General features: G+C 58.8%; 27 protein-coding genes and 1 other RNA gene. 14 read left to right on the top strand and 14 right to left on the bottom strand.

Going from position 1 to position 22,563, the window contains the following annotated elements; all coding sequences use genetic code 11:
- Positions 1-3: 3 nt before the first annotated feature.
- The 9 genes from dxr to ACR0KM_RS14575 form a co-directional block, all read right to left on the bottom strand.
- A complete protein-coding gene (gene dxr / locus ACR0KM_RS14615) occupies positions 4-1,176 on the bottom strand; it encodes a 1-deoxy-D-xylulose-5-phosphate reductoisomerase (protein ID WP_480859401.1) in 1,173 nt (390 codons plus the stop codon).
- Positions 1,176-1,958, bottom strand: coding sequence for a phosphatidate cytidylyltransferase (locus ACR0KM_RS14610; protein WP_480859403.1), 783 nt, complete (start codon positions 1,956-1,958; stop codon positions 1,176-1,178). Before ACR0KM_RS14610 ends, dxr begins: the two co-directional genes overlap by 1 nt.
- The gene (locus ACR0KM_RS14605) at positions 1,955-2,686 is read right to left on the bottom strand and encodes an isoprenyl transferase (RefSeq protein ID WP_480859405.1); all 732 of its coding nucleotides are present in this window, start codon (positions 2,684-2,686) and stop codon (positions 1,955-1,957) included. Before ACR0KM_RS14605 ends, ACR0KM_RS14610 begins: the two co-directional genes overlap by 4 nt.
- Positions 2,687-2,695: 9 nt before the next feature.
- Positions 2,696-3,259: a ribosome recycling factor gene (frr, locus tag ACR0KM_RS14600; protein WP_480822141.1), complete on the bottom strand. Its 564-nt coding sequence runs from the start codon at positions 3,257-3,259 to the stop codon at positions 2,696-2,698.
- A 183-nt stretch (positions 3,260-3,442) separates the two neighbouring features.
- Positions 3,443-4,438 (bottom strand): acryloyl-CoA reductase, encoded by a 996-nt coding sequence (gene acuI, locus ACR0KM_RS14595; RefSeq protein WP_480859408.1) that lies wholly within the window; start codon positions 4,436-4,438, stop codon positions 3,443-3,445.
- Between the two features lie 102 nt (positions 4,439-4,540).
- Positions 4,541-5,644: a dimethylsulfoniopropionate demethylase gene (locus ACR0KM_RS14590; protein ID WP_480859410.1), complete on the bottom strand. Its 1,104-nt coding sequence runs from the start codon at positions 5,642-5,644 to the stop codon at positions 4,541-4,543.
- Complete coding sequence (locus ACR0KM_RS14585; protein WP_480859412.1) at positions 5,645-6,151, bottom strand: DinB family protein; 507 nt, start codon at positions 6,149-6,151, stop codon at positions 5,645-5,647.
- Positions 6,151-6,855, bottom strand: a complete 705-nt coding sequence (locus ACR0KM_RS14580) for a DUF1326 domain-containing protein (protein ID WP_480822133.1) — start codon at positions 6,853-6,855, stop codon at positions 6,151-6,153. Before ACR0KM_RS14580 ends, ACR0KM_RS14585 begins: the two co-directional genes overlap by 1 nt.
- Before the next feature lie 4 nt (positions 6,856-6,859).
- On the bottom strand, positions 6,860-7,603 hold the full coding sequence (locus ACR0KM_RS14575) for a DUF2182 domain-containing protein (RefSeq protein ID WP_480822423.1): 744 nt from the start codon (positions 7,601-7,603) through the stop codon (positions 6,860-6,862).
- Between the two features lie 137 nt (positions 7,604-7,740).
- Here ACR0KM_RS14575 and ACR0KM_RS14570 point away from each other — a divergent pair, with 137 nt between their 5' ends.
- The 9 genes from ACR0KM_RS14570 to ACR0KM_RS14530 all read left to right on the top strand — a co-directional run bounded on the left by ACR0KM_RS14570 (position 7,741) and on the right by ACR0KM_RS14530 (position 14,598).
- Positions 7,741-8,472, top strand: a complete 732-nt coding sequence (locus tag ACR0KM_RS14570; RefSeq protein ID WP_480859413.1) for a FadR/GntR family transcriptional regulator — start codon at positions 7,741-7,743, stop codon at positions 8,470-8,472.
- A gap of 94 nt (positions 8,473-8,566) precedes the next feature.
- Positions 8,567-9,967 carry a selenium-binding protein SBP56-related protein gene (locus ACR0KM_RS14565; RefSeq protein WP_480859415.1) on the top strand — a complete coding sequence of 467 codons (1,401 nt, stop codon included), beginning with the start codon at positions 8,567-8,569 and terminating at the stop codon, positions 9,965-9,967.
- A 13-nt stretch (positions 9,968-9,980) separates the two neighbouring features.
- A complete protein-coding gene (locus ACR0KM_RS14560) occupies positions 9,981-10,631 on the top strand; it encodes a hypothetical protein (RefSeq protein WP_480822127.1) in 651 nt (216 codons plus the stop codon).
- 80 nt (positions 10,632-10,711) lie between these two features.
- Entirely contained in the window at positions 10,712-11,362 is a 651-nt protein-coding gene (locus ACR0KM_RS14555; protein WP_480859417.1) for a TenA family protein, read from the top strand.
- A 14-nt stretch (positions 11,363-11,376) separates the two neighbouring features.
- Positions 11,377-11,739 (top strand): DUF4345 family protein, encoded by a 363-nt coding sequence (locus ACR0KM_RS14550; protein WP_480529039.1) that lies wholly within the window; start codon positions 11,377-11,379, stop codon positions 11,737-11,739.
- Between the two features lie 36 nt (positions 11,740-11,775).
- Positions 11,776-12,123, top strand: a transfer-messenger RNA (tmRNA) gene (ssrA, locus tag ACR0KM_RS14545).
- 100 nt (positions 12,124-12,223) lie between these two features.
- Positions 12,224-12,655, top strand: coding sequence for an ester cyclase (locus ACR0KM_RS14540; RefSeq protein ID WP_480859418.1), 432 nt, complete (start codon positions 12,224-12,226; stop codon positions 12,653-12,655).
- Between the two features lie 147 nt (positions 12,656-12,802).
- Positions 12,803-14,053, top strand: a complete 1,251-nt coding sequence (gene chrA / locus ACR0KM_RS14535) for a chromate efflux transporter (RefSeq protein WP_480859530.1) — start codon at positions 12,803-12,805, stop codon at positions 14,051-14,053.
- Positions 14,054-14,130: 77 nt separating this feature from the next.
- On the top strand, positions 14,131-14,598 hold the full coding sequence (locus ACR0KM_RS14530; RefSeq protein ID WP_480859420.1) for an SspB family protein: 468 nt from the start codon (positions 14,131-14,133) through the stop codon (positions 14,596-14,598).
- A gap of 28 nt (positions 14,599-14,626) precedes the next feature.
- Here ACR0KM_RS14530 and ACR0KM_RS14525 read toward each other — a convergent pair whose 3' ends face one another.
- Complete coding sequence (locus ACR0KM_RS14525; RefSeq protein ID WP_480822115.1) at positions 14,627-15,190, bottom strand: hypothetical protein; 564 nt, start codon at positions 15,188-15,190, stop codon at positions 14,627-14,629.
- 207 nt (positions 15,191-15,397) lie between these two features.
- On the opposite strand from ACR0KM_RS14525, the gene fumC reads away from it, so the two are divergent.
- The 4 genes from fumC to ACR0KM_RS14505 are packed head-to-tail and all read left to right on the top strand — an operon-like array spanning position 15,398 to position 17,849.
- On the top strand, positions 15,398-16,792 hold the full coding sequence (gene fumC / locus ACR0KM_RS14520; RefSeq protein ID WP_480822113.1) for a class II fumarate hydratase: 1,395 nt from the start codon (positions 15,398-15,400) through the stop codon (positions 16,790-16,792).
- Entirely contained in the window at positions 16,792-16,968 is a 177-nt protein-coding gene (locus ACR0KM_RS14515) for a DUF4169 family protein (RefSeq protein ID WP_480859421.1), read from the top strand. The genes fumC and ACR0KM_RS14515 overlap by 1 nt, the downstream gene beginning before the upstream one ends.
- Positions 16,965-17,186, top strand: coding sequence for a ribbon-helix-helix domain-containing protein (locus ACR0KM_RS14510; protein WP_480859423.1), 222 nt, complete (start codon positions 16,965-16,967; stop codon positions 17,184-17,186). Before ACR0KM_RS14515 ends, ACR0KM_RS14510 begins: the two co-directional genes overlap by 4 nt.
- Positions 17,187-17,246: 60 nt before the next feature.
- Positions 17,247-17,849 carry a DNA-3-methyladenine glycosylase I gene (locus ACR0KM_RS14505; RefSeq protein WP_480859425.1) on the top strand — a complete coding sequence of 201 codons (603 nt, stop codon included), beginning with the start codon at positions 17,247-17,249 and terminating at the stop codon, positions 17,847-17,849.
- A 4-nt stretch (positions 17,850-17,853) separates the two neighbouring features.
- Here the strand turns inward: ACR0KM_RS14505 and ACR0KM_RS14500 are convergent, their stop codons facing one another.
- From ACR0KM_RS14500 to ACR0KM_RS14485, 4 genes are all read right to left on the bottom strand, one after another.
- Positions 17,854-18,735 (bottom strand): fructose bisphosphate aldolase, encoded by an 882-nt coding sequence (locus ACR0KM_RS14500; protein WP_480859427.1) that lies wholly within the window; start codon positions 18,733-18,735, stop codon positions 17,854-17,856.
- Between the two features lie 72 nt (positions 18,736-18,807).
- Complete coding sequence (locus tag ACR0KM_RS14495; RefSeq protein ID WP_480859429.1) at positions 18,808-20,157, bottom strand: cytochrome P450; 1,350 nt, start codon at positions 20,155-20,157, stop codon at positions 18,808-18,810.
- The gene (locus ACR0KM_RS14490; RefSeq protein ID WP_480859430.1) at positions 20,154-21,365 is read right to left on the bottom strand and encodes a hypothetical protein; all 1,212 of its coding nucleotides are present in this window, start codon (positions 21,363-21,365) and stop codon (positions 20,154-20,156) included. The genes ACR0KM_RS14495 and ACR0KM_RS14490 overlap by 4 nt, the downstream gene beginning before the upstream one ends.
- A gap of 88 nt (positions 21,366-21,453) precedes the next feature.
- Complete coding sequence (locus ACR0KM_RS14485; protein WP_480469888.1) at positions 21,454-22,206, bottom strand: cytochrome c biogenesis CcdA family protein; 753 nt, start codon at positions 22,204-22,206, stop codon at positions 21,454-21,456.
- Between the two features lie 112 nt (positions 22,207-22,318).
- Between ACR0KM_RS14485 and ACR0KM_RS14480 the strand changes: the two genes are divergently transcribed.
- Positions 22,319-22,552, top strand: a complete 234-nt coding sequence (locus ACR0KM_RS14480; protein ID WP_480822099.1) for a sulfurtransferase TusA family protein — start codon at positions 22,319-22,321, stop codon at positions 22,550-22,552.
- The last annotated feature ends 11 nt before the right edge of the window (positions 22,553-22,563 follow it).

The following is a 22,563-nucleotide window of genomic DNA, read 5'->3' as shown; positions in this document are numbered from 1 at the left end:
TATTTATCCTGCTCGTTGCAATACGGTTTCATCGACCCATTGCCGTGTCAGATGGTCCGTTTGCTGCACATTATCAAGTGTCAAAGGGGCATCAATAAGGCCGTCCGTGGACTCGAAGCGATCAAGCACCGTGGCGACCGTATCGGCCATGTCCAGAAAGCCGATGCGGCTTTCGATGAAATGATCCAGGGCGCGCTCTTTCGCGGCATTGAAGATTGCCCCCGACAGACCGCCACGTTCCATGACCTCGCGCGCCAAACGCAGCGCCGGATAACGAAGCTCGTCCGGGGTATGAAAGCGCAACTGCCCAAGCTTCGCGAGGTCCAGCCGCTCGACCGGCAGATCACGTCGCGTGGGCCAATGCAGCGCGTACCCGATCGCATGGCGCATATCCGGCGCGCCCAGATGCGCCATCAACGCGCCATCGCGGAACCCCACAAGCGCGTGGACGATCGATTCAGGGTGAACCAGCACTTCGATCTGCGCAGGATCTACGCCGAAATATTCTTTGGTTTCTATAACTTCCAAAGCCTTGTTGAACATCGAAGCGCTGTCGATGGTAATCCGTTGCCCCATGTTCCAATTCGGGTGGTTCGAGGCCTGCTCGACCGTTGCGCGCGCCAGATCATCCAGCGGCCAGTCGCGAAACGCCCCTCCGCTTGCGGTGATGATGATGCGCTCAACCGATGTCATGTCTTCGCCCGCGAGGGCCTGAAAGACAGCAGAATGCTCGCTGTCGACCGGTAAGACCCGCGCACCGTGCGCCCGAGCGATCTCAAGCACCAGCGATCCTGCGCAGACCAGCGTCTCTTTGTTCGCCAGTGCCAGCGTCGCGCCCTGTTTCAGCGCCTCGATCCCCGGTGCAAGGCCCGCTGCGCCCACGATGGCCGACATGACCCAGTCCGCAGGCCGAGCGCCTGCTTCGACCAGGGCCGCCTGCCCTGCGGCAGCCTGAACCCCGCTGCCGGCCAAGGCGGCGCGTAGATCGTCCAGATGCTCCTCGAACGCGGAGACGGCCACATCCGCCTTCAGGCGGCGCGCATCCGCTGCCAATTGTTCAATGTTGTGGCCGCCTGACAGGGCAACCACATCGTAGGCATCCGAATTCCGCGCGATCAGATCAATCGTATTGCGCCCGATCGATCCGGTCGCCCCGAATATCGATACTTTGCGCATCACATGCCTCCGGGTGCGTAGATCAGCCCGGCAATCAGTACAAAAACTGCCGCACCCATCATTCCGTCAAAGCGATCCAGAAACCCGCCATGCCCGGGGATCAGGTTCGAGCTGTCCTTGACCCCGAATTTCCGCTTCAGGGCGCTTTCGATGATATCGCCGGCCTGACTTGCCATCGAGGCAAGGACCGAAACCACAACGAATGCGATGCCAAACCCGGCGTGCACAGCAAAAGCGGTGCCGACCAAAGCCGCCGCCGCCCAACCGCCAACCGTGCCAGACCACGTTTTCTTGGGGCTGACACGCGGCCAGAACTTCGGACCGCCGAGCGTTTTGCCGACAAAGTAACCGGCAATATCGGTCGCGACGACCACCAGGATCAACCAGACCATCCAGCCAAATCCCATATGCTCGCGGATGGTTATGAAGCCCAAACCTGACGCTGCGATCCAAAACGCGAACACCATATACAACCCGCGCGCCCGGCTGATTTGCCCTGCGCCTACCAAAGCCGGGGCCAGAAGGAACGGCAACTTGTAAAGCGGTGGCAAGTGAAAGCTGAGAACCACCGCGACACCCGTGAGAATGGCCAGTTGAACAGCAACTCCGCGCTGGCCGGGATCAACAATGCGCACCAGTTCCCAGGTCATCAATGCACACGCCGTCGCTATGAAGGCTTCAAACCACAACCCGCCCAGCCAGACCTCGACCGCGCCGATGATGACCAGAACCGCAGCCGACAGAACCCGGGTTGTCAGATCAGACCATCGGTCGTCTGTCATGCCAGAACCGCTCCGAACCGCCGCTCGCGCGCGCCATAGCTCTGACAGAGGCGTTCCAGCTCGGCGGCGGTAAAGTCGGGCCACAATGTATCGATGAATTCATACTCGGAATAGGCTGACTGCCACAGCAGAAAGTTGGAAATCCGCGCCTCTCCACTGGTGCGGATCACCAGATCAGGATCGGGAAGAACCCTTGTATCCAGATACTTAGGCAGGGTTTCTTCATCCACATCTTCTGGTTTCAGACGCCCGTCAGCGACATCGCGCGCCAGACGTTTGGTCGCGCGGGCAACCTCGTCGCGACCACCATAGTTCAATGCAACGGTCAGATGCACCAGATCGTTGTCTTGCGTCTCACGTTCAAGCGTATCCATCAGTTCGGTCAGCTTCGAGTCCAGACGCACGCGATCGCCGATGAACCGCACCCGGATGCCGTTCTCTTTCAACGTCTTCGTTTCTTTGACGATATACCGGCGAAACAAGCTCATCAGCCCGGCGACCTCAACCTGAGTTCGCTTCCAGTTCTCGGTCGAAAACGCAAAAATCGTCAGGTACTTGATCCCCAGTCCCGGACAGGCCTCGACCACCTCGCGCACACGCCGTGCGCCCGCATGGTGGCCAAACAACCGAGGCCGCCCGCGCGCCTGCGCCCAGCGGCCATTCCCGTCCATGATGATAGCCACATGACGTGGCCCGGTGACCGCAGGTGTATGGGGATCTTTCGGCATGCGCAGCGCTCAGACCTGCATGATCTCGGCTTGCTTGGTCTCAAGCGCCTCGTCCACGGCCTTGATCATCATGTCTGTCAGGTCCTGAACTTCGGCTTCCCACAGCTTCTGATCATCCTCGGACAGCCCGTCCGCTTTGCCCTTCTTGATCTGATCCATGCCATCGCGGCGCACGTTGCGGATCGAGACCCGTGCACTTTCCGCATATTGGCCCGCGACTTTGCCCAGTTCGCGGCGGCGCTCCTCGTTTAGCTCGGGGATCGGCAACATGATGATCGTGCCGTTCAGCTGCGGGTTGATGCCAAGCCCGCTCTCGCGGATCGCCTTTTCAACCTTACCCACCAGTGACTTGTCCCAGACATTGACGGTCACCATGCGCGGCTCGGGTACGTTCACCGTGCCCACCTGATTGATCGGCGTCATCGAACCATAGGCGTCCACCATCACCGGCTCAAGCATTGAGGCCGAGGCCCGCCCTGTCCGAAGCGATGCGAATTCGGTTTTGAGGTTGGCCATAGCGCCGTCCATGCGGCGCTTCAGATCATCGGTGTCCAGGTCAAAATCATCAGACATGCTGCTCACTCCCCGTCTTCAGGTGCTGTTGGAATGGGTCTTAAGCCATCACAAATGGGATGTATAGCAATCATGGGCAGGAATTGTGGCAATGACCAGAACTGTTTCTGGCATGTTGCGCGGGCCCCTGAACAAAAAACCGGCCAAGCCACAGGCCTGACCGGCTGATCGTTTTTGCGCTGATCAGGCGTTCACATCGACCACAACGCGGCCTTTCACCTGGCCTTGCAGGATATCTGCGCCCAAGGCGGGCAAATCAGACAGCGTCGCCGGATGCACCATCGCTTCCAGCTTTTCCATGGGCAGATCAGTCGCAACACGCTGCCAGGCCCGAACGCGGTTGTCGTAAGGCTGCATGACACTGTCGATGCCCAGCAGGTTCACCCCACGCAACAGAAAGGGAATCACCGTTGCAGGCAGCGCCGCACCGCCAGCAAGACCAACAGCCGCGACCGAAGCCCCATATTTCATCTGCCCAAGAACCCGCGCCAGCATCGCGCCCCCTACGGCGTCTACACAACCCGCCCAGGTTTCGCTCTCCAGCGGGCGCTTGGTTGTCTCGTTCAAGTCATCCCGTGGCACAATCGTGGTCGCCCCGAGGGACTTGAGATACTCCCCCGTCTCCGGGCGCCCGGTAACCGCCGCAACCTCATATCCCAGATGTGCCAAAATCGCCGTCGCGACCGAGCCGACCCCACCCGCAGCGCCCGTCACCAGAACCGGTCCATGGCCCGGCCGTAGCCCATGATCTTCCAGCGCCATCACCGCCAACATTGCCGTAAACCCGGCGGTCCCCACCGCCATCGCCTGTCGGGCAGTCAGACCATCCGGCAGCGGCACGAGCCAATCTGCCCGCGCGTTCGCTTTCTGGGAATACCCGCCCCAATGTGCCTCACCAACACGCCAGCCGGTCAGGACAACCTTATCGCCAGGCGCATAGCGCGCATCCGAAGAGGCTTCGACAGTCCCTGCATAGTCGATACCAGGAATATGAGGGTAGCTGCGCACCAACCCGCCCCCTTTCGGTGACAGGCACAAACCGTCCTTGTAGTTCACGGTTGAATACTCCACCGCGACCGTCACCTCGCCCTGTGGCAGATCACCCTCGCCAATCTGCTTTAAGGACGCACTTGCCAGCCCGCTCTCTTCGTCCTTATCCATCACCAATGCGTTAAACATTCGACATCCTTCCTGTTTCCAAACACCAGATCCACATCTTCATCTGGCCAAAAATATCCCGGGGGAGTCGCGCAGCGACGGGGGCAGAGCCCCCTTCGACGCTCAATTCCAGAACCCATCCTTCACAACTGCACCCCGCATACCGCCGGGCGTTTCGACCTCTAGCGTTGTACCGGCATCCCAATGGCTCAACCGTAACATCCCGATCGAAACATTTGCCTCAAAATCCGGCGACCATGCAGCCGAGGTCACCTGCCCCACCCGCTTGCCGTCCCCATAGACCGGCCACGGCCGGTCGCAGGGCGGCACCGCTTCGCCTGCGATCTCAATCGGCCTGATCTGCTGGACGGGCCCTTCTTTCGCGACACGCAGCAGGGCATCGCGTCCGATGCAGCCAATCGCCGTATGCGTGTTGCAAAACTTGCCCAAACCACATTCGTGGGGCGTGTTGTCGTCGGTCATGTCGTTGCCATAAGACAGCAAACCGCCTTCGATCCGCTCGATCAGGTTCGGACATCCCGCGCGCACGTTCAGGTCTTCACCCGCCGCGAACAAAGCGTTCCACAAAGGCATCCCGATATCTCCACCTTCGACGTAGATCTCGAATCCGCCCTGTTTCGAATACCCCGAGCGTGCAACCGCCAGATCACGCCCTTCGAACTGGAACATATCAAACTTGAAGAAGCGGATATCGCGCACACGGTCGCCGAACACGCGCGCCATCAGATCGTCCGCTTTCGGCCCCTGCACAGCCAAGGGTGACACATCGGGTTCATCCACCAGTACATCCAGACGATAACCGTTGGCCAACCCCTTGACCCATAGCAACAAATCACTGTCTGCTATTGAAATCCACCACCGGTCATCTGCAAGCTTCACTGCGACCGGGTCGTTCAGCATCCCGCCGGTTTCATCCACGATGGGCACATAAAAACACTGACCGGGCAGCATCCCGCGCAAATCGCGGGGCGTCAGCATTTGCATCAACCGTGCTGCATCGGGGCCGCGCAGCTCGACCTGACGTTCGCAAGAGACATCCCAAACCTGCACATGAGACTTCAGGTGCCGATAATCCGCCTCAACGCTCTCGAAGACTGTTGGCAGCAGCATGCGATTATAGACCGTATAACCCTTGACCCCGGCGGCCTCGACCCCATCGGAAAACGGCGTGCGGCGCAGACGGCGCGAGAGTGAGATTTGTGCCATTCAGACCTCCTGAGGCAAGAATACCAGATCGCTGACGGGCGCAGCCGAGCCCGCTTCGGTCAACATCTGGTGCAACTGACCGCGATGATGGGTCTGGTGGTTGAACATATGGATGACGCACTGCGCGTAAGGCCTTGTCACATCGGCCTTCTTCGCGGCTGAGAACCACGTGAACGGCCCGGTCAACGAGCCATCGTCCAACCTATCGGCCCAGACAGCGATCCGCGCGTCAATCTCATCGCGCAGAGGCAACCAGTCGTTCAGACCTGCGCAGATCGTGGTGCTGTCGGGTATCCCTCCGCCCGGACCGGGCCCCTTGTCAAAGCGTGATATCCAGATCCAGTCGCCCCACAACAGATGGTTCGCCGTTCCCATGATCGACCCGAAGAAAGCCCCACGATCGCGCGCCAGCTCTTCGCGGGAAAGCTGTTGAAGAAAATCCTTCAACTGGCTGTTCTGCCACTGATTATAGCGCGCCATTTCACGCGCATAGGCCCCGGTGATCATCACTTGGGCCCATGCCAGTCGATCGGGCAGATCTCGGCCGATTTGCCGCCGAAATCCCAGACACGGCCATAATCACGCACCTTGGATTTGGTACCCTTCGCCACAATGATATCCGGCCCCATCCAGTACTTTGAATTCGAGACCATCACCGGATGCTCAGGGTCTTTGCCTGTCAGCATCTCGATCTCACCCTGAATCTTCCGCCCGATCACGATGCGGCGCTTGGTACCATCGCGTTCGATCACGACCGGAGCACGCTCGGCCCCGATGATCTCACTGACCAACATGGTAAACAGGCCGGTGGTGCCACCCGCCTGACCGCTGAAGATTTGCAGCAGACCGTTATAGGCCTTCCCACTGGCGCGCTCATCGACATAGGCTGCGACCTTCCACTGTCCTTCGCCCATGCGCCCGGGGATATCGACCAGAAGGCCGACATTCAGCCCGGACAGGTCTTCGCCCTCATAGTGACCTTCATCAATGATGATGCCCATCCAGGCATGACAATGCCCTTCGGTCGGAGGGTGCGCGCCCAGCGACACCACACACGGACAAAAGACATCACAGGAACAGTTCAGGATCAGTTCCCCCTTGATGGCCCAATCTGTCGGGCTCATCTCGCGGCGTTTGGGGTTGGGCATCCGGCTGTCGATCCGTTGACTGATCGGCAGCTTGTCTGCCTCCGGTTTTCTGTTTTTTGCCATCGAGTTATCCTCCGTATGCAATGTGATACGCCAGCAGCCCAAAACCGCCCGCAATCAACGCGAACCCCATCGGGCGCGTCACCGCGTGCCCGATCTGAGGAAGCTTTTCCAGAACCATGAAAAGGGTCGCGAGACCCATCCACAACAGGCTCATGACCCCGCCAACAAAGCCTAGCGCCATGAACCCCCAGCAACAGCCGACGCAAAATGCGCCAAGTCCCAGCCCCATGCGCAGACCACCAATGAAACCGGTTTGCCAGTGCCCCAGGAAATAGGTCATCGGGGCGTGACAGACGCCGTGGCAGACTTCTTTCGCGCGGGTGAACTGGAAGGCCCCGACCGCGATCAGCAGGCCGCCTGCAAGATAGGGTGATTTGGCGATTCCCAGCATGTCGATCGCGCCGCCGAACAACAGCACCAGTTGCAGTCCCGCAATCAGCGCCGCAAAGCCAACCCAGACGACGAAGTAGCCCGACAAGACGCCCAGCCATCCCGCCCGCGTCCCATTCGCGCTGCGGATCAGGTCATCGTAGCTGCGCAATGTAGGCACCAGAGTCGGCAGCATCATCGCGGCCATCATGATCGCCCACATCCAGAACAGCGGACCGAATTCGGCCATGGGCATATACATATCCATACGCGGATCCATCGCCGCCATGGCCTGCCCCATCGGACCGGGCCGACCGATCCAGTCCAGATCCATGTCGCGGCTCATGCTGAACATCATCCACCATGCCCACAGGATCATGATGTAGAAGCCCAACCAAAGCGCGCTGCGGAAAAGTGAACGACTCACTTGCCCCTCCCGACTCGACTCACTTGCTTTTCAAATGTCAGACTTTTAAATGTCAGACAAATGAAATTTAGCGAATCCCGCCAAAGACCATGAAAATCGACCCGCAAAGCCGCGCCGATCTATCGGCCCAAATTGCCCAGGCGATCCGGGATGCAATTGTCTCTGGCCGGTTGATCGTAGACGAACGACTCCCGTCCGAGGCCGAGCTTGCTGATCAGTTTCAGGTCTCGCGCCCGACGGTGCGCGAGGCCCTGAAGCGCCTCGCTGCGCAGTCCCTGATCCGAACGCAGCGCGGTGCCTCGGGTGGTGCCTTTGTAAACCGGTTGAGTTTTGAGGACGCCTATTCCCAGCAGATCACAACCTCGACCCTGCTGTTGTCGATGAACGCAGTCAGCTTTGATACCGCATGCGAGGCCCGCTATGCGCTGGAACGCGCCTGCGCCGCGCTGTCTGCGCAACGCCGCACCGCCGACCACCTGGCCACGATGCGGGCCGAAATTTTTCGACAGGCGCAACCGGGACTGACGGATGAGGCCTTCTGCGCCTCTGACGTGGCGTTTCACCGTGCGCTGGTCGATGGGGCCGGCAATCCGGTTTTGTCCTATCAGCTTGCAGGCGCGGTCGAGGCCATGCAGCCCCTGATGAACATGATCACCTTCACCGCGCGGTCGCGCGAAGAGATTATCGCGTTGCATACGGACATTGCGGATGCGCTGGAAGCCGGTGATGCAGAAGCGGTCGAGGCGACACTGGTCAAACTGGAAAACTATACACGACAACTAGCGCTGGATGTCGCTGAACAGCGGCGCAAGCCCGCGTAGAACAAAGAGGACCCCGAGCAGGCAGCATGACATCCGGCGACAAGACCGGAACTCTCACTATGAATTGAAGATCAATGACTTACGGGAGGACGTTATGAACCACAGACCGGACCCAACCTTTTACCCATCCGCCAAGCTGGCGATGGAAGGCCCAAGCGAGACGCTGGCCTTCACGCTGATGCTCAGCCCTGATTTTTCGCAGCCTGACGGGCTGGCGGTTGTGAATGTAGATCCGACATCCGAGGATTTCGGAAAGATCGTACACAAGGTCATGATGCCGGAAAAAGGCGATGAATTTCATCACTTTGGTTGGAATGCCTGTTCCTCGGCTTTGTCACCGCTGAGCGGTCACGCGTTTCTGGAACGCCGCTATCTGATCATTCCGGGAATCCGGTCAAGCCGGATATATATCATCGATGTTAAGAGCCCACTCGAAGCCAAGATTCACAAGATTATCGAGCCCGAGGAAGTCTTTGCAAAGACCGGGTATTCTCGCCCGCATACGATCCATTGCGGCCCCGAGGGGATCTATGTCAGCACGCTGGGCGGCGGTGGCGAAGATGGGACTGACGGGCCTCCGGGCATTTTCATCATGGATTGCGAAAGCTTCGAGATCATAGGCAGATATGAGATCGAACGCGGTGTGCAGGACAAGCACTATGATTTCTGGTGGAACCTGCCCCGCGATTACATGGTCAGCTCAGAATGGGGTCTGCCGCCGCAGTTCGAGAACGGGCTGGTGGCCGAGGATCTTCTGTCCAACAAGTATGGCCACCGGATTCACTTCTGGAATCTGAGGAATCGCACCAATATCCAGACCATTGATCTGGGCGAGAACCATCAGATGGCTCTGGAAATAAGGCCCGCCCATGACCCGGTCAAGCAACACGGCTTCTGCGGGGTTGTCGTGGATACGACCAACCTGCAGGGCGCGATATTCACATGGTGGCGCAATGATGACGGAACGTTTGAGGCCAAGAAAACCATCACCATTGATCCACAACCCGCCGATCCTGACGATTTGCCAGAGCTCCTGAAAGGCTTTGCCGCCGTGCCACCCTTGGTCACGGATATCGACCTCAGCCTTGATGACAGGTACCTCTATGTCGCCTGCTGGGGCACCGGCGAGATGCATCAATACGATGTGTCCGACCCGATGAACCCAACGCTGGCCGGTAAGGTCGAGATTGGCGGGATCGTCAAGAAGACCAAGCACCCCAATGGCCAGAACTTTGGGTACGGACCGCAGATGGTTGAGATCAGCCGGGATGGTAAGCGCGTCTACTGGACCAATTCGCTTTATTCCACATGGGATGATCAGTTCTATCCCGAAGAAGGCGGGGCCGCGATGGTCAAGGCCGATGTGGGCGAAAACGGCGGCCTGACGCTTGATCCCAAGTTTTGGGTCGAGTTCCCCCCAGGTTACCGCAGCCACCAGATCCGGCTTGAGGGCGGAGATTGCTCGACCGACAGCTTCTGCTACCCCTCGGTCTGAATTGGAGGGGCTGATGACATCGACGGCCGGCCTGTGGCTGGCCGTTATCCTTAGCGGTGCCTATCATGGGTTAAACCCCGGGATGGGCTGGCCGCTGGCGGTGTCGTCCGCCCTGATGGAACAAAGGCCATCCGCCCTCTGGCGTGCACTTGCCGCGCTTGCGGGGGGGCATTTCGTGGCCATGCTTGGTGTCTTGCTGCCTTTCGCCCTGATGGCGGTTCTGGTGGATTACCAGCGCGAAATTCGGATCGGGGCCGCCCTGATCGTGATCGCGATGGGCACGTACATCGCCATCACCCGGCGTCACCCCCGAATGTTGTCCCGCATCCCGCCGGGCAGACTGGCGCTGTGGTCTTTTCTGGTGGCGCTGGCGCATGGCGCGGCGCTGATGCTTGTACCGATCTATCTGGGTCTTTGCGGTTTGGATGAGCTGGACGCCGGGCATCGCGCTGTGTCCGAGATCATGACAACAAACGGAATCCTTGTGCTGGCGGTCGCCGCGCTGCACACCGCCGCGATGATCCTCGGCGGCGGCCTTCTGGCCTTTGCCGTCTATCGCTGGCTAGGCCTGCAGTTTCTGTCACGCAGCTGGTTCAATCTGGAACTTGTCTGGGCGCTGAGCCTGATTCTGGTCGGCTGTCTGGGATTGTGGTCCGCTATCTGAGCACATGCTGCCCTGTAACGCCTTGTCTTACCGTTCAAAACCGGCTTTGTCTTAACACGCGACGAACCGGAGATCCCAAGATGCAAGACAGCGCCAGCCCAACCGAGACTCTGCGCCAGGGCCGTGCCGACCAATGGCAGGCCGCGACAACCCACGCCTTCACGCGAGAGCTTGCAGACGGCACCCTGCCCGCCGACAAGATGCGCTGGTACCTGCAGCAGGATTACCAGTTCGTGGACGGTTTTGTGCGCCTTCTGGCCAGCGCCATTGCGCATGCCCCCAGTCTTGCCGACAGTGTCCCGGCTGCGCAGTTTCTGGCAGTGATCACAGGCCCTGAAAACACCTATTTCCTGCGCGCGATGGAGGCGTTGGGCACCGAACCTATGGACCAGCCCGCACCAAGCACGTTGGCCTTTCAGCAGCTGATGGCCGAGGCCGCAGCCTCGGGCCGGTACGAGAATATGCTTGCAGTTCTGGTCGTGGCAGAATGGGTTTACCTGAGCTGGGCCACGCCGGTGAATCCCCCGGCCCCGGATCTGCCGTTCTGGTTTGCCGAATGGATCACGCTACATGCGGGCGAGGGGTTCGAAGATGTCGTGGCTTACCTGCGCGGCCAGTTGGACAAGGTGTGGCCGACGCTGGACGCGCAGGCGCAGGACGAGGTGACACGCCTGTTCCACCGCGCAGTCGAACTTGAGCTGGAATTCTTTGACGCCGCCTATGCGGCCTGACGTAAGGAAAAATGATGGTCTCAGCCCTAAACATTCTTGCCGCCATTCTGACGATCGGTTTCGGTTCATTCGGATTTCTGGCCCCGGCCTACACCGCAAACGCACTGGACCTGGCACCCACCAGCAGTACGATGGGCTATAGCGAGATGCGGGCCTCGGTCGGCGGGTTGTTTGTGGTCACGGGCCTCGCGGTTCTGTGGCTGAACAACCCGATGGCCTATGTGATGCTGGGCGTGATCTATGCCGGGGCGGCGCTGGGTCGTTTCGTTTCAGTCGCGCTGGATAACCCGCCGTTGGTCAAGGCGCTGACTTTCGGCGGAATCGAGTTGGTTCTGGCGTTGTGGCTGATTCTGGCGAACATGAACAAAGCGGCCTAACCCTTTGGTTTGACTTCGGACCCCGATCTGCAATCTGAGTTTGCATCGCGCCGGAACCTCACCTATATAGGATTTGTCCTTCGGGACTATGGACATAAACGCGCTCGTAATAAGCGGATCGGACCCGGGGGCGGTACCCGGCGGCTCCACCAACCATCCTTCGTTTGGGGATTTTGGGGCCGAAACAGGATCGACGAACGTCTAAAGGGGTTAGCTTTGTCTCGGCTGTCTGCCACCGTTACCGGCGAAAATAGTACAATTGCAAACGACAATCGTGCTCCGGTTGCAGTTGCTGCGTAAGCAGTAACAAGACCGAAATCTAAGCCCTTGCGCCTAGCCGCGTAAGGCGGGGTTCGCAGGTACCTGGCAACAGAAACCTGCATTTCCCCCTTTATGTCTGCTTATTGCGCATAACTCATTCGGGATTCAGGGTTTATTCACTTCTGTGATCCATCTTCCCCTTCACAAGATCAGGAGGGTTGAGATGACGAAATCTGACAGGTTGCGCGCGTGGTATTCCGAGGTCTGGGAAAAGGGCAATATCGACGCGATCGACCAGTTCTTTGCCCCCGACACGCTGGCCGAGGGGTTGATCCCCGAGATGCAGGTGGGTGCTGATGATTTTCGCGATCTGGTGATGGCTTTCCGCCACGTTCTGGGCGAGATTTCCGTCGAGTTGCCGAAGATTATTGAAAATGGTGATTGGGTCTCGGGCATTCTGCACGTACGTACCTGCCGCGCCGATAACGGAGCCCCCCTTGAGGTTACCGGGCAGGTCATGGCGCGGTTCAAAGGCGACAAGATGGTAGAGGCATATAACCAGTTCGACTTTGTCTCGTTTTTCGAGCAGCTGGGCCAGTTTCCGCAGGATACTCTGCCGGTCTGCATGACGGGGCAACGGCTCGACTGGGTCTAACGCAAACCGCCCCGCTTGACCGGCCTTGGGCAAGCACTGTAGCACGCTGGGTAGGGTCGGCTTGCGGACACCGATTCAGGCAGGTGCTGCCGTTCGCATGTCTCCGCGACGCAAAGGAAACATGCAATGGTCGGCAGACCAAAGCCAATGACACCGGTGCTGCCCGAACTGTTTCGGGTGTTCGGCCGTATTGGGCTGCTGTCCTTTGGCGGCCCTGCTGCGCAAATCTCTTTGATGCATCAAGAGCTTGTCGAACGTCGTCGCTGGCTTGATGAAGAAACCTACCTGCGCGCATTGTCTCTTTGCATGCTGCTGCCGGGCCCCGAGGCGATGCAGCTCGCCACCTATGCAGGTTGGCGTCTGCGCGGAGTTGTCGGAGGGCTGATCGCAGGCACGCTCTTTGTGCTGCCGGGCGCGCTGGTGATTGCGGTTCTGGTCGCGCTTTATGCAGCGTTTGGTGCACTGCCTCTGGTTCAGGCCGGGTTTCTTGGGATCAAAGCGACGGTCATCATTATCGTGCTGCAAGCCTTGCGCAACCTGTCGCGCAAAGCACTGACAGACGGCGCGCATCGTCTGATCGCGGTGCTTGCCTTTCTGGGGATCTTTGTTTTCAACCTGCCGTTCCCGCTGATTATTCTTGGCGCGGCCGTCTGGGGCTACGCCACATCGCAATCAAAGGCCCCTGATCTGGTCTCGTCTCACGCCAACACCGCAAGACCGATCCGAACCTGTCTGATTTGGCTACCGCTTTGGCTTGGCCCGTTAATGCTGTTGGAGCTGGGCGGCCAGACGCTGCTAAGCGATCTGGGCTGGTTCTTTGCCCGTCTGGCCGTTGTGACGTTCGGAGGGGCCTATGCGGTGCTGGCCTATATGACCCAGACCGTGGTTGAAACGCATCAATGGATCAGCACAGATCAGATGATCGACGCGCTGGGCCTTGCCGAAACAACACCCGGCCCGCTTATCCTGGTGACTCAGTTTGTCGCTATGCTGAGCGGACAGCTGACCGGAGGCCCCGCATTGGCCCTTGCAGCCGGAGTCGTCGCGCTCTGGGCGACGTTCGTTCCGTGTTTCCTGTGGATATTTCTGGCTGCACCGCATCTGGAGAAGATCGCTGCGCGTCCCCGCCTCGCCAAAGCGATGCACGCCATCACCGCCGCGGTTGTCGGAGTGATTCTAAACCTATCCGTGTGGTTTGGCCTTAACGTCCTGTTTGGCGGCACTAAGGCCAAGGTCTGGGGCCCGATGTCCATCCCTCTGCCAGAGCCAGGCACATTGGATGTCCATGCGCTCATCCTGACTTTGGCCGCTGGCGTATTGATTTTTCGACTGAAATCCGGTTTAGCAACAACACTAGGCTTGATGGTGCTAGCGGGCCTTGGTCTCTATTTTTTGTAGTCAATACGGATCAGCCCGGCCTTTCGTTTCCGTCCAAATTCCTTATGCTGAGATCAACCACTTTCGAAGGATCAACCATGTCGCAAGACATCGACTACGGGAACCTGATGCACACCGCCATGCGCGGGCTGATCAAAACCGTGCTGACCAGTGTCTCGGAAACCGGCCTGCCGGGCGCGCATCACTTCTTTATCACGTTCGACACGCGACAGGAGGGTGTCGAAATCGCGGACTGGCTGCGCGAGCGCTATCCCGAAGAGATGACGATCGTCATGCAGCACTGGTTTGAGAACCTCGATGTCGGTGAAGACGGTTTTTCAATCACGCTGAACTTCGGCGATTCGCCAGAGCCTCTTTACATCCCCTATCTGGCGATCAAGACATTCGTCGACCCGTCGGTAGAGTTCGGGCTGCGGTTCGAAGGCCCCGAAGACGAGGACGAGGTCGAGCACCTGTCCGAGGAGGCACCGATCGAGATCGACGCTGAAGAGCCCGAGCCGCATCATGACGCGGATGTCGTCTCGTTGGACAGCTTCCGGAAATAGCGCACTCAGACACCTGGCGCTGCGGCGATTATTCTTTCTTCAGAAACGTCTCGACGGATCTGGATTTTACGCCGTTGCGGAAGCGTGAAAAGGACAGGTTCAGCCCACCCTCGGCCAGTGTCCGGTCGAATTGCTGTAATTCGTAATCCCCCGTCTCTCCGATAAACAGCGAGAATACGGTCAGCGTCTTATCCTCGATTCGCCCCCAGACAAAGGGTTCGCCCATCATAGGATCCAGTGGCACTTCGTGGCCGAACACGTTGCGTCGCATGGCGGCGGAATAAACATCAGGGCGTGGGGTCGTTCTGAAATCGACCGAGTACTTGCCCTCTTTGATCCGCCCATCCTCTTTGTAGGTCGTGGTGGTCCAGCTTACGTTGAACCCGCCACGGATTTCCTGAATCGAGACGCTCATGTCACGGGGGGTGGACGTGCCATCAACCTCGACCAGATCAGCCGATCCGACATAGCTGCCAACAAAAGGTTTAATCGCGTCCGCCAAAGCCGGTTGCGGTTGCAACATCAGCCACATCAAGCCAGCGATGGCGATGAACACCCTAAATGGGGACATTCCAGTAGCGGTGATACGCATGACGGCCTCCTACGCGCGTTGCTGATCCAGTTTAACTCTAGCCCGCGCGCGCACAATGGCACTGTTTTCGCTAACAGAAATTATTTGTGCCAATGCCTCGTCTATACCTTTAAACAGCCGGGGTTTAAGGTGCGCGCAACTGGCCGATTGCGTTGCGGCGGCGCTGCGGCTAAACGGCATACAACCGCATACCAGACGGAGTGACAGATGTCTTCTACCCGCACCGAATCCGACAGCTTTGGCCCGCTTGAGGTCCCTGCCGACAAATACTGGGGCGCGCAGACACAGCGTTCGATCATGAATTTCCCTATCGGCTGGGAAAAGCAGCCGGTCGCCATCGTGCGCGCGCTGGGCGTGATCAAGAAAGCCTGCGCGATGGAAAACAAAGCGACCGGAAAGCTGGACGCCAAAATCGCGGACGCAGTGATCCAGGCCGCCGGCGAGGTGGTCGAGGGCAAGTTCGACGACAATTTCCCTCTGGTCGTGTGGCAGACCGGATCGGGCACGCAATCGAACATGAACTCGAACGAGGTCATCGCAAACCGCGCAATTGAGATTCTGGGCGGCGTGATCGGATCGAAAGATCCTGTTCACCCGAACGACCACTGTAACATGGGCCAGTCGTCGAACGACACTTTCCCGACAGCGATGCACATCGCCACCGCGATGAGCGTACGTGATGTGCTGCTGCCCGGTCTTGAGAAACTGGCCTCGGGGCTGGAGCAGAAGGCTGAAGAGTTCAAAGACATCATCAAGATCGGCCGGACGCATACGCAGGACGCGACGCCGCTGACTCTGGGTCAGGAATTCAGCGGTTATGCGCATCAGATTCGCCAAGGCATCGCGCGTGTTCATGCGGCCATGCCCGGGATTTATGAACTGGCGCAAGGCGGTACCGCCGTTGGCACCGGCCTGAACACGCAGAATGGCTGGGGCGAGGCCGTCGCAGGTCATATGGCGGACATCACCGGCCTGCCGTTCGTGACCGCACCCAACAAATTCGAGGCTCTGGCTGCGCATGACGCCATGGTCTTCCTCTCCGGTGCTTTGGCCACCATCGCGGGCAGCTGTTACAAGATCGCCAACGACATCCGGTTCCTTGGGTCTGGTCCCCGCTCGGGTCTGGGTGAGTTGATCCTGCCAGAGAATGAGCCTGGTTCGTCCATTATGCCCGGCAAAGTGAACCCCACACAGGCCGAGGCACTGACGCAGGTCGCCGCCCATGTGATGGGTAACAACGCAGCGATGAATTTTGCGGGTTCGCAGGGTCATTTCGAGCTGAACGTCTATAATCCGATGATGTCCTACAACCTGCTGCAGTCGATCCAACTGCTGGGTGACGCCGCCGACAGCTTTACCGAGCGCATGCTCTTGGGCATCAAAGCGAACGAGCCGCGCATCGACAAGCTTATGAAAGAATCGCTGATGCTGGTCACCGCGCTGGCCCCGACCATCGGCTATGACAACGCCACAACGGTCGCCAAAACCGCGCATAAGAATGGCACGACCCTCAAGGAAGAGGCTATCGCGCTGGGCTTTGTGGACGAGGCCACCTTTGACGCGGTCGTGCGCCCCGAACAGATGATCGGTCCGAAAGACTGATGGGTAAGCCGGTCAATCTGAACCGGTATCGAAAGGAAAAGGCGCGGGCCGACAAAAAGGCCCGCGCAGACCGGAACGCCGTGGCTTTCGGACGGACAAAGGCCGAAAAAGAGGTCGTCAAACTGCAGCAAGACAGGCAGAAGCGCGATCTCGACGGCCACAAGGTCGACGAATGAGCGGTCGCCCGGTTAAACGCTCGCTGACACTCAAGGGGCACCGCACGTCAGTCTCGCTCGAGGATGAGTTCTGGCGCGCTTTTCGGGATATAGCAGAAGATAAAGATATGCCAATCAACGCGTTGGCTTCTGAAATTGATGTCGAGCGCGATCCCGAAACCGGCCTTGCCTCGGCCATTCGGGTTTTTGTTTTGAACTGGTATCGCAGCCGCGATTGACGCTTGTCACATATGTTTCGTTGTGTGTAGCCTGAATGAGAACAAAAAGGGCACACCGTCATGAGCAAAACCATCACCGGACCCGATGGCCAACCGCGCTGCGCATGGTGTCAAGCCGCGCCTGAGTTCTTTGATTATCACGACCAGGAATGGGGTTATCCGGTTGCTGACGACCAGCGGTTGTTTGAGAAGCTGTGCCTCGAAAGCTTTCAATCCGGCCTGAGCTGGCGGACGATCCTGAACAAGCGCGAGAATTTCCGAAAAGCCTTTTGTAATTTTGATTTCAACAAGATGGCTGCGTTTACTGATGCGGACGTCGAACGCCTGTTACAAGATACAGGAATCATCCGGCACCGCGGCAAGATCGAAGCGGTGATCAACAACGCCCGCCGCGCGCAGGAGTTGATCGCGGCCGAGGGCTCTCTGGCCGCTTATGTCTGGCGCTACGAGGCCGAGACGCCTCCGCCGCCGCAAACGGCGTCGACCTCACCGGAATCCATCGCCATGTCAAAGGACCTGAAGAAACGGGGATGGAAATTCGTCGGCCCCACCACGGTCTTTGCCTTCATGCAGGCCATGGGGCTGGTCAACGATCATGCCGAGGGCTGTATCGGACGTGAAAAAGCGGCGCAGCTGCGCCGCTCGTTCACCAAACCTGTCTGAGGGATCAGATCGAGGCGCGATAAATCTTGTCGATATTGCTGCCCAACGCGGCGTTGAACTCAGCATCCGATTGCTGCTTGGACAATCCTTCGGTCAGCGCACGCGAGAACGAGGCGATCATCTTGCCGTTCTGGTTCAGCAGATCACAGGCTTGTTCAGTCGAATAGCCGCCCGACAGGGCCACAACGCGCAGAACGCGCGGGTGATCGGCCAGTTCGTCATAGAGGTTCGCCTGACTTGGGATGGTCAGCTTCAGCATGACCTCCTGTCCCTCGGCCAGTTGATCGAGGTTTTTCAGGATCTCAGCCTTTAGAATAGCTTCGGCCTCGGCCTTGCTGTCCGAGTGGATGTTGACCTCGGGCTCGACGATCGGAACCATGCCCGCATCGGTCACCACGCGCGCGACTTCGAATTGCTGCGCCACAACGGCGGCGATGCCTTCGGCGTTGGCTTCATGAATGACCGAACGTTCCTTGGTGCCAAAGACGCCATCCGCCTTTGCCAGCGTCTCAGCCAGACCGGGGATCGGCTTCATCATCTGAACGCCGTTGGCTTGATCCTCAAGACCCTTGTCGATCTTCAGGAAGGGCACGATACGCTTGGCCGACCAGAGGTAGTCGGCGACCTTCTTACCGTCGATTTCCTCGCTCAGCGTCCGTTCGAACAGGATCGCGCCGATCACTTTCTCGCTGGTGAAATCATCCGCCAGAATGATGCGCGCGCGCATTTTCTGAATCTCGCCGAACATCTCGGCGTCCGAGCCATAATCCGATGCTTCAACACCATAGAGCGCCAGCGCCTTCGGGGTTGACCCGCCGCTTTGGTCCAGTGCTGCGATAAATCCTGCGCCTTCGGACATCTGCGTGCGCTGTTCTGCCTTGGACATAACTCTTTCCCGTTCAATATGATTCCGCGTTTGCCCATCGCATACAGCAAGCCGACAGGCTATGGTAGGTTGTTAGCGCTCAACCAACCTTAACCATATACCATCCTTTGAGCGGACGGTCAGATGCGCCACCGGTACAGGCGTTTTGCCTTGAATTGTTTCGAAACGATAGTGTCGTAGCAGTGTTGATAGGATCAACGGCCCTTCGATCATGGCAAACCCCGCGCCCGGGCAGACGCGCGGGCCAGCGGAGAACGGGATATACGCCTCACGCTGGCAGGTGCGGCCGTTTTCGGTGTGCCAACGGGCCGGGTCGAAATCATCGGGCTTGTCCCACAGCCGTTCGTGCCTGTGCAGGTGCCAAGGGCTAATGACGATCTGGGATTGCTTCGCAATGTTGCGGTCGCGGAAACACTCGGGACCGGTCGTCTGGCGGACCATCATCGGCACTGGCGGGTACAGGCGCAAGGCCTCACGGAACACGTCACGGCTGAGCTTCAACTGCGACATCGCGGTGAAGTCTCTGGAATCCAGCGCTTTCGCCTCTTTCGCCACGCTCTCTTGCCAGTCGGGATAGAGCGCGAGCAGATACAACGTCCAAGCCAAAGCCGAGGCGCTGGTCTCGTGCCCGGCGAGGAAGAAGATGGCGACCTGATCGATCATCTCGTCGGTGTCAAACCGCTGCTGTGTTTCGGGATCTTGCGCGGTCATGATCTTGGTCGCCAGATCATTTGGCGCGGTGCCTGCTGCAATTGCAGCGGCGCGTTCGGTTGTCAGCCGTCCAATCAGATTTCGGATCTGCTGTGCGGTCTGGCGCGTTTGGCGCGTATGGAACCGGGGCATCCAGCGCGGCAGCGGGATGAACGCGGCGAGGTTCAGCAATGGTTGAGCCCGCTGATAAGCGCGGAACTTGTCAAAAACCTGCGCTGCAACCTGATTGTCTATCGGAACCGAAAAGAGGGTGCGAAAGATCACATCTGCGGCGGCGTGGCTCGTGATCTCTTCGCACTCGATCACCTGCCCCGTTTGTGCGCGCAGCCGGTCCACACACGCGTGTGCGGCGGCCTGCATGGCTGGGAAGCTGTCTTTCAGTCGCCCACCCTCGAATGCAGGATCGATGATCCGACGCTGACGCTTCCAGGTCTCGCCATTGGTCAGAAACACCGATTGACCCAGCAAAGGGCGCAGCCCTTCGCTGACGCGGCTGGATTTCGGAAAATCCTCGGGCCGGTCTTTCAACACGCTGCGGATCAACGTGGGCTGATTGACCAGGTAGGATCGAAAGAAAGGCGTGCGGAATTCGGCCATCCAGCCACGGTAGAGCCGCTGAGGCTGCGCCGATAACAGGTCTTGCCGGAACAGCCGCAAATAACGCCACAGCGAGACCTTGTCCGACCTGGACTGGGGCTTTGGCGGCTTCATGCGCTCACCGATTTGTATTTTGAGACCGGCGTTTCAATCCGCGATCGTGAGGGCGCGCGCCCTTCAAATCTATGCCCCAGTGTTTGCGGGCCTGCCGTGATGCGGAAGTAGTCATAGGTGCCGGGTCGGTCGAAAGCGCAGAGATATTGGAAATGCAGCTTGAAAAAACGCCAACGCATCTCCTTCAGGCGGGCTGCGGACAAGGTCTGAGTGAAGGCTGCCGAAAGCACCAGGGGGCTGCGTGTGTCAGATGTGGCAACTCCGCTGACCGCCACGGGATCACACAGGGCAAAGGCGCAGCCATCGCCGGGCGCGGATACGTCCACCCATGTCAGGTCCTGATGCTCTGACAGATAGCGCAGGTCCTTGCGCAGCGCGTCGGCGCCCGGCAGGAACGACACCATGGGAACCACCTGCCCCAAAGTCAGGAAGGACAGCTTTGGGCCGTACGCTACGCCCCTCTGCCGCAACAGTCTGGCCAAGACCGAAACTCCCAAATGCGCACCCGAGCTGTGGCCGACAACCAGAACCTCATCCACGTCGCTCTCAAGCGCCTGTCCGATCAGCTTGGAAAACTGCGCCAGCCGCGCACTCAGCTCTGGTGTATAGGCCCCGCGCAGGCGCGCGGAATAGGCATAGTCATGCATCAGGTAATATGCGAACAACCGATTATCGATCCTGCGAAACCAAAGCAGCATTCCATAGCAAGCCGCCAGCGCGGGCAGCACAGCCCAGCCATTCACCAAAGGGCGCAACAGGATCACCAGAACGTACGCAAGACCGATTGCAACGATGAGCTGCAGCAGCAACATACCAACCGGATACAACGCGGCAATAACAGGCCCCTTGCGCAGCTGCATCAAACGCCAGAGGGTTCCGGTTGAAATATAAACCCAGGCGGTTTGGGCCAGTTGCAAATAGGTTCCGGGAATCGAACGCGCCATGCTGTCACGCACGATATCTGACCAGACCAGTACATCGATCTCGGTCTCTACGCTTTCGCCGTCTTGTTTGGACTGCACCTGCCAGCCGTACAGATCCGACCCAGTCCGCCCAATGACGGAGATATCGTAGCCGGATATCGCAGCCTGTGCGCGGCTTTCGGTCCGGTAAAGTTCGCGATATCTGCGCGGATGAATCGGGTCATAGCCCGGAATGTAGAACACCCGGCGTCGGCGCACCTGTGGATGGGGTTGTTCGCTGCTCATCGACCCGGCCCTTTACTCTGAAGGTTAACGCAGAGCAGCGACCAGCGTAAGACCCCGGATCGCCACATCCATGATTACCGGCAAAGGGTTAACCAAACGTCGCCAGGACTGGGAATGTTTCAAGCAGCCACCAGCTGAACTCGGTGAACAGACCGGTGATCAGCATGATGCCAACAAACAGCAGCAACCCGCCCATCACCTTCTCGATCGTCGCCATATGCGGCTTGATGCGGTTCATGACGGCCATCGACCGGTTCAGGAACATCGCCGCCAGCAGGAAGGGAATGCCCAGGCCCGCCGCATAAACGCCCAGCAATAACGTGCCCCGCGCAACCGAGGCCTCTGACGCAGCCAGCGAGAGGATCGCCCCCAATTGAGGACCAATGCAGGGGGTCCAGCCAAAGGCAAAGGCGAGACCCAGAATATAGGCCCCGAAGACCGAACCTCCGGAATCACCAGTTTCCACCCGTGCTTCTCGATCCAGCAGCGGTATCCGGAACACGTTCAGGAAATGCAGGCCAAACACGATGACCACGGCACCTGAAAGCTTGGCGAAAAGGACCTGATTTTGCAGGACAAACGCCCCGAATGCCGAGGCGGTAAAGCCCAGCAACAGGAACACCGTCGACAAACCCAGCACGAAGAACAGTGCCGACAGGGTCGCCTTGCGCCGCGCGCGGGCCTCGTCCTTCATCTCGTTGATAGATACGCCGCTCATATACGCCAGATATGGCGGCACGATGGGCAGCACGCAGGGCGACAGAAAACTGATCAGCCCGCCAAGCATAGCGATGAACATGGCGGGCAGTAGCCCTGCGTCGATGATATCTATTCCGAACATACGTCAGCACATATGGCATGGATCGAGTTTCGTCACGAGGCCATACGGTCACATCCTCGTGCTTGCATGTTGCATACTGGACAGCATCGCGCGTTGGAAATATCTCACACTTATGACTGACAAGACCGAAACACTCGACGCGCTGGGGCTGTTATGCCCGCTGCCCGTCCTGAAGGCTCGAAAGCGGCTAAAGTCCCTACCTGCCGGAGGGGTGCTGCGCGTGCTGGCCGATGACCCCGCGGCGATCATCGACGTGCCCCATTTCTGCAGCGAGGCGGGGCATACCCTGATCTCACAAGATACGACGGACGGCTATCAGGTCTATCTGATCCAAAAGGCCGGTTAGTCTGAACGAAA

The sequence above is a fragment of the Ruegeria sp. G10 genome, from assembly GCF_056533645.1.
The sequence above is the reverse complement of the archived record's forward strand: the minus strand, read 5'-3'. Positions and strand labels throughout refer to the sequence as shown.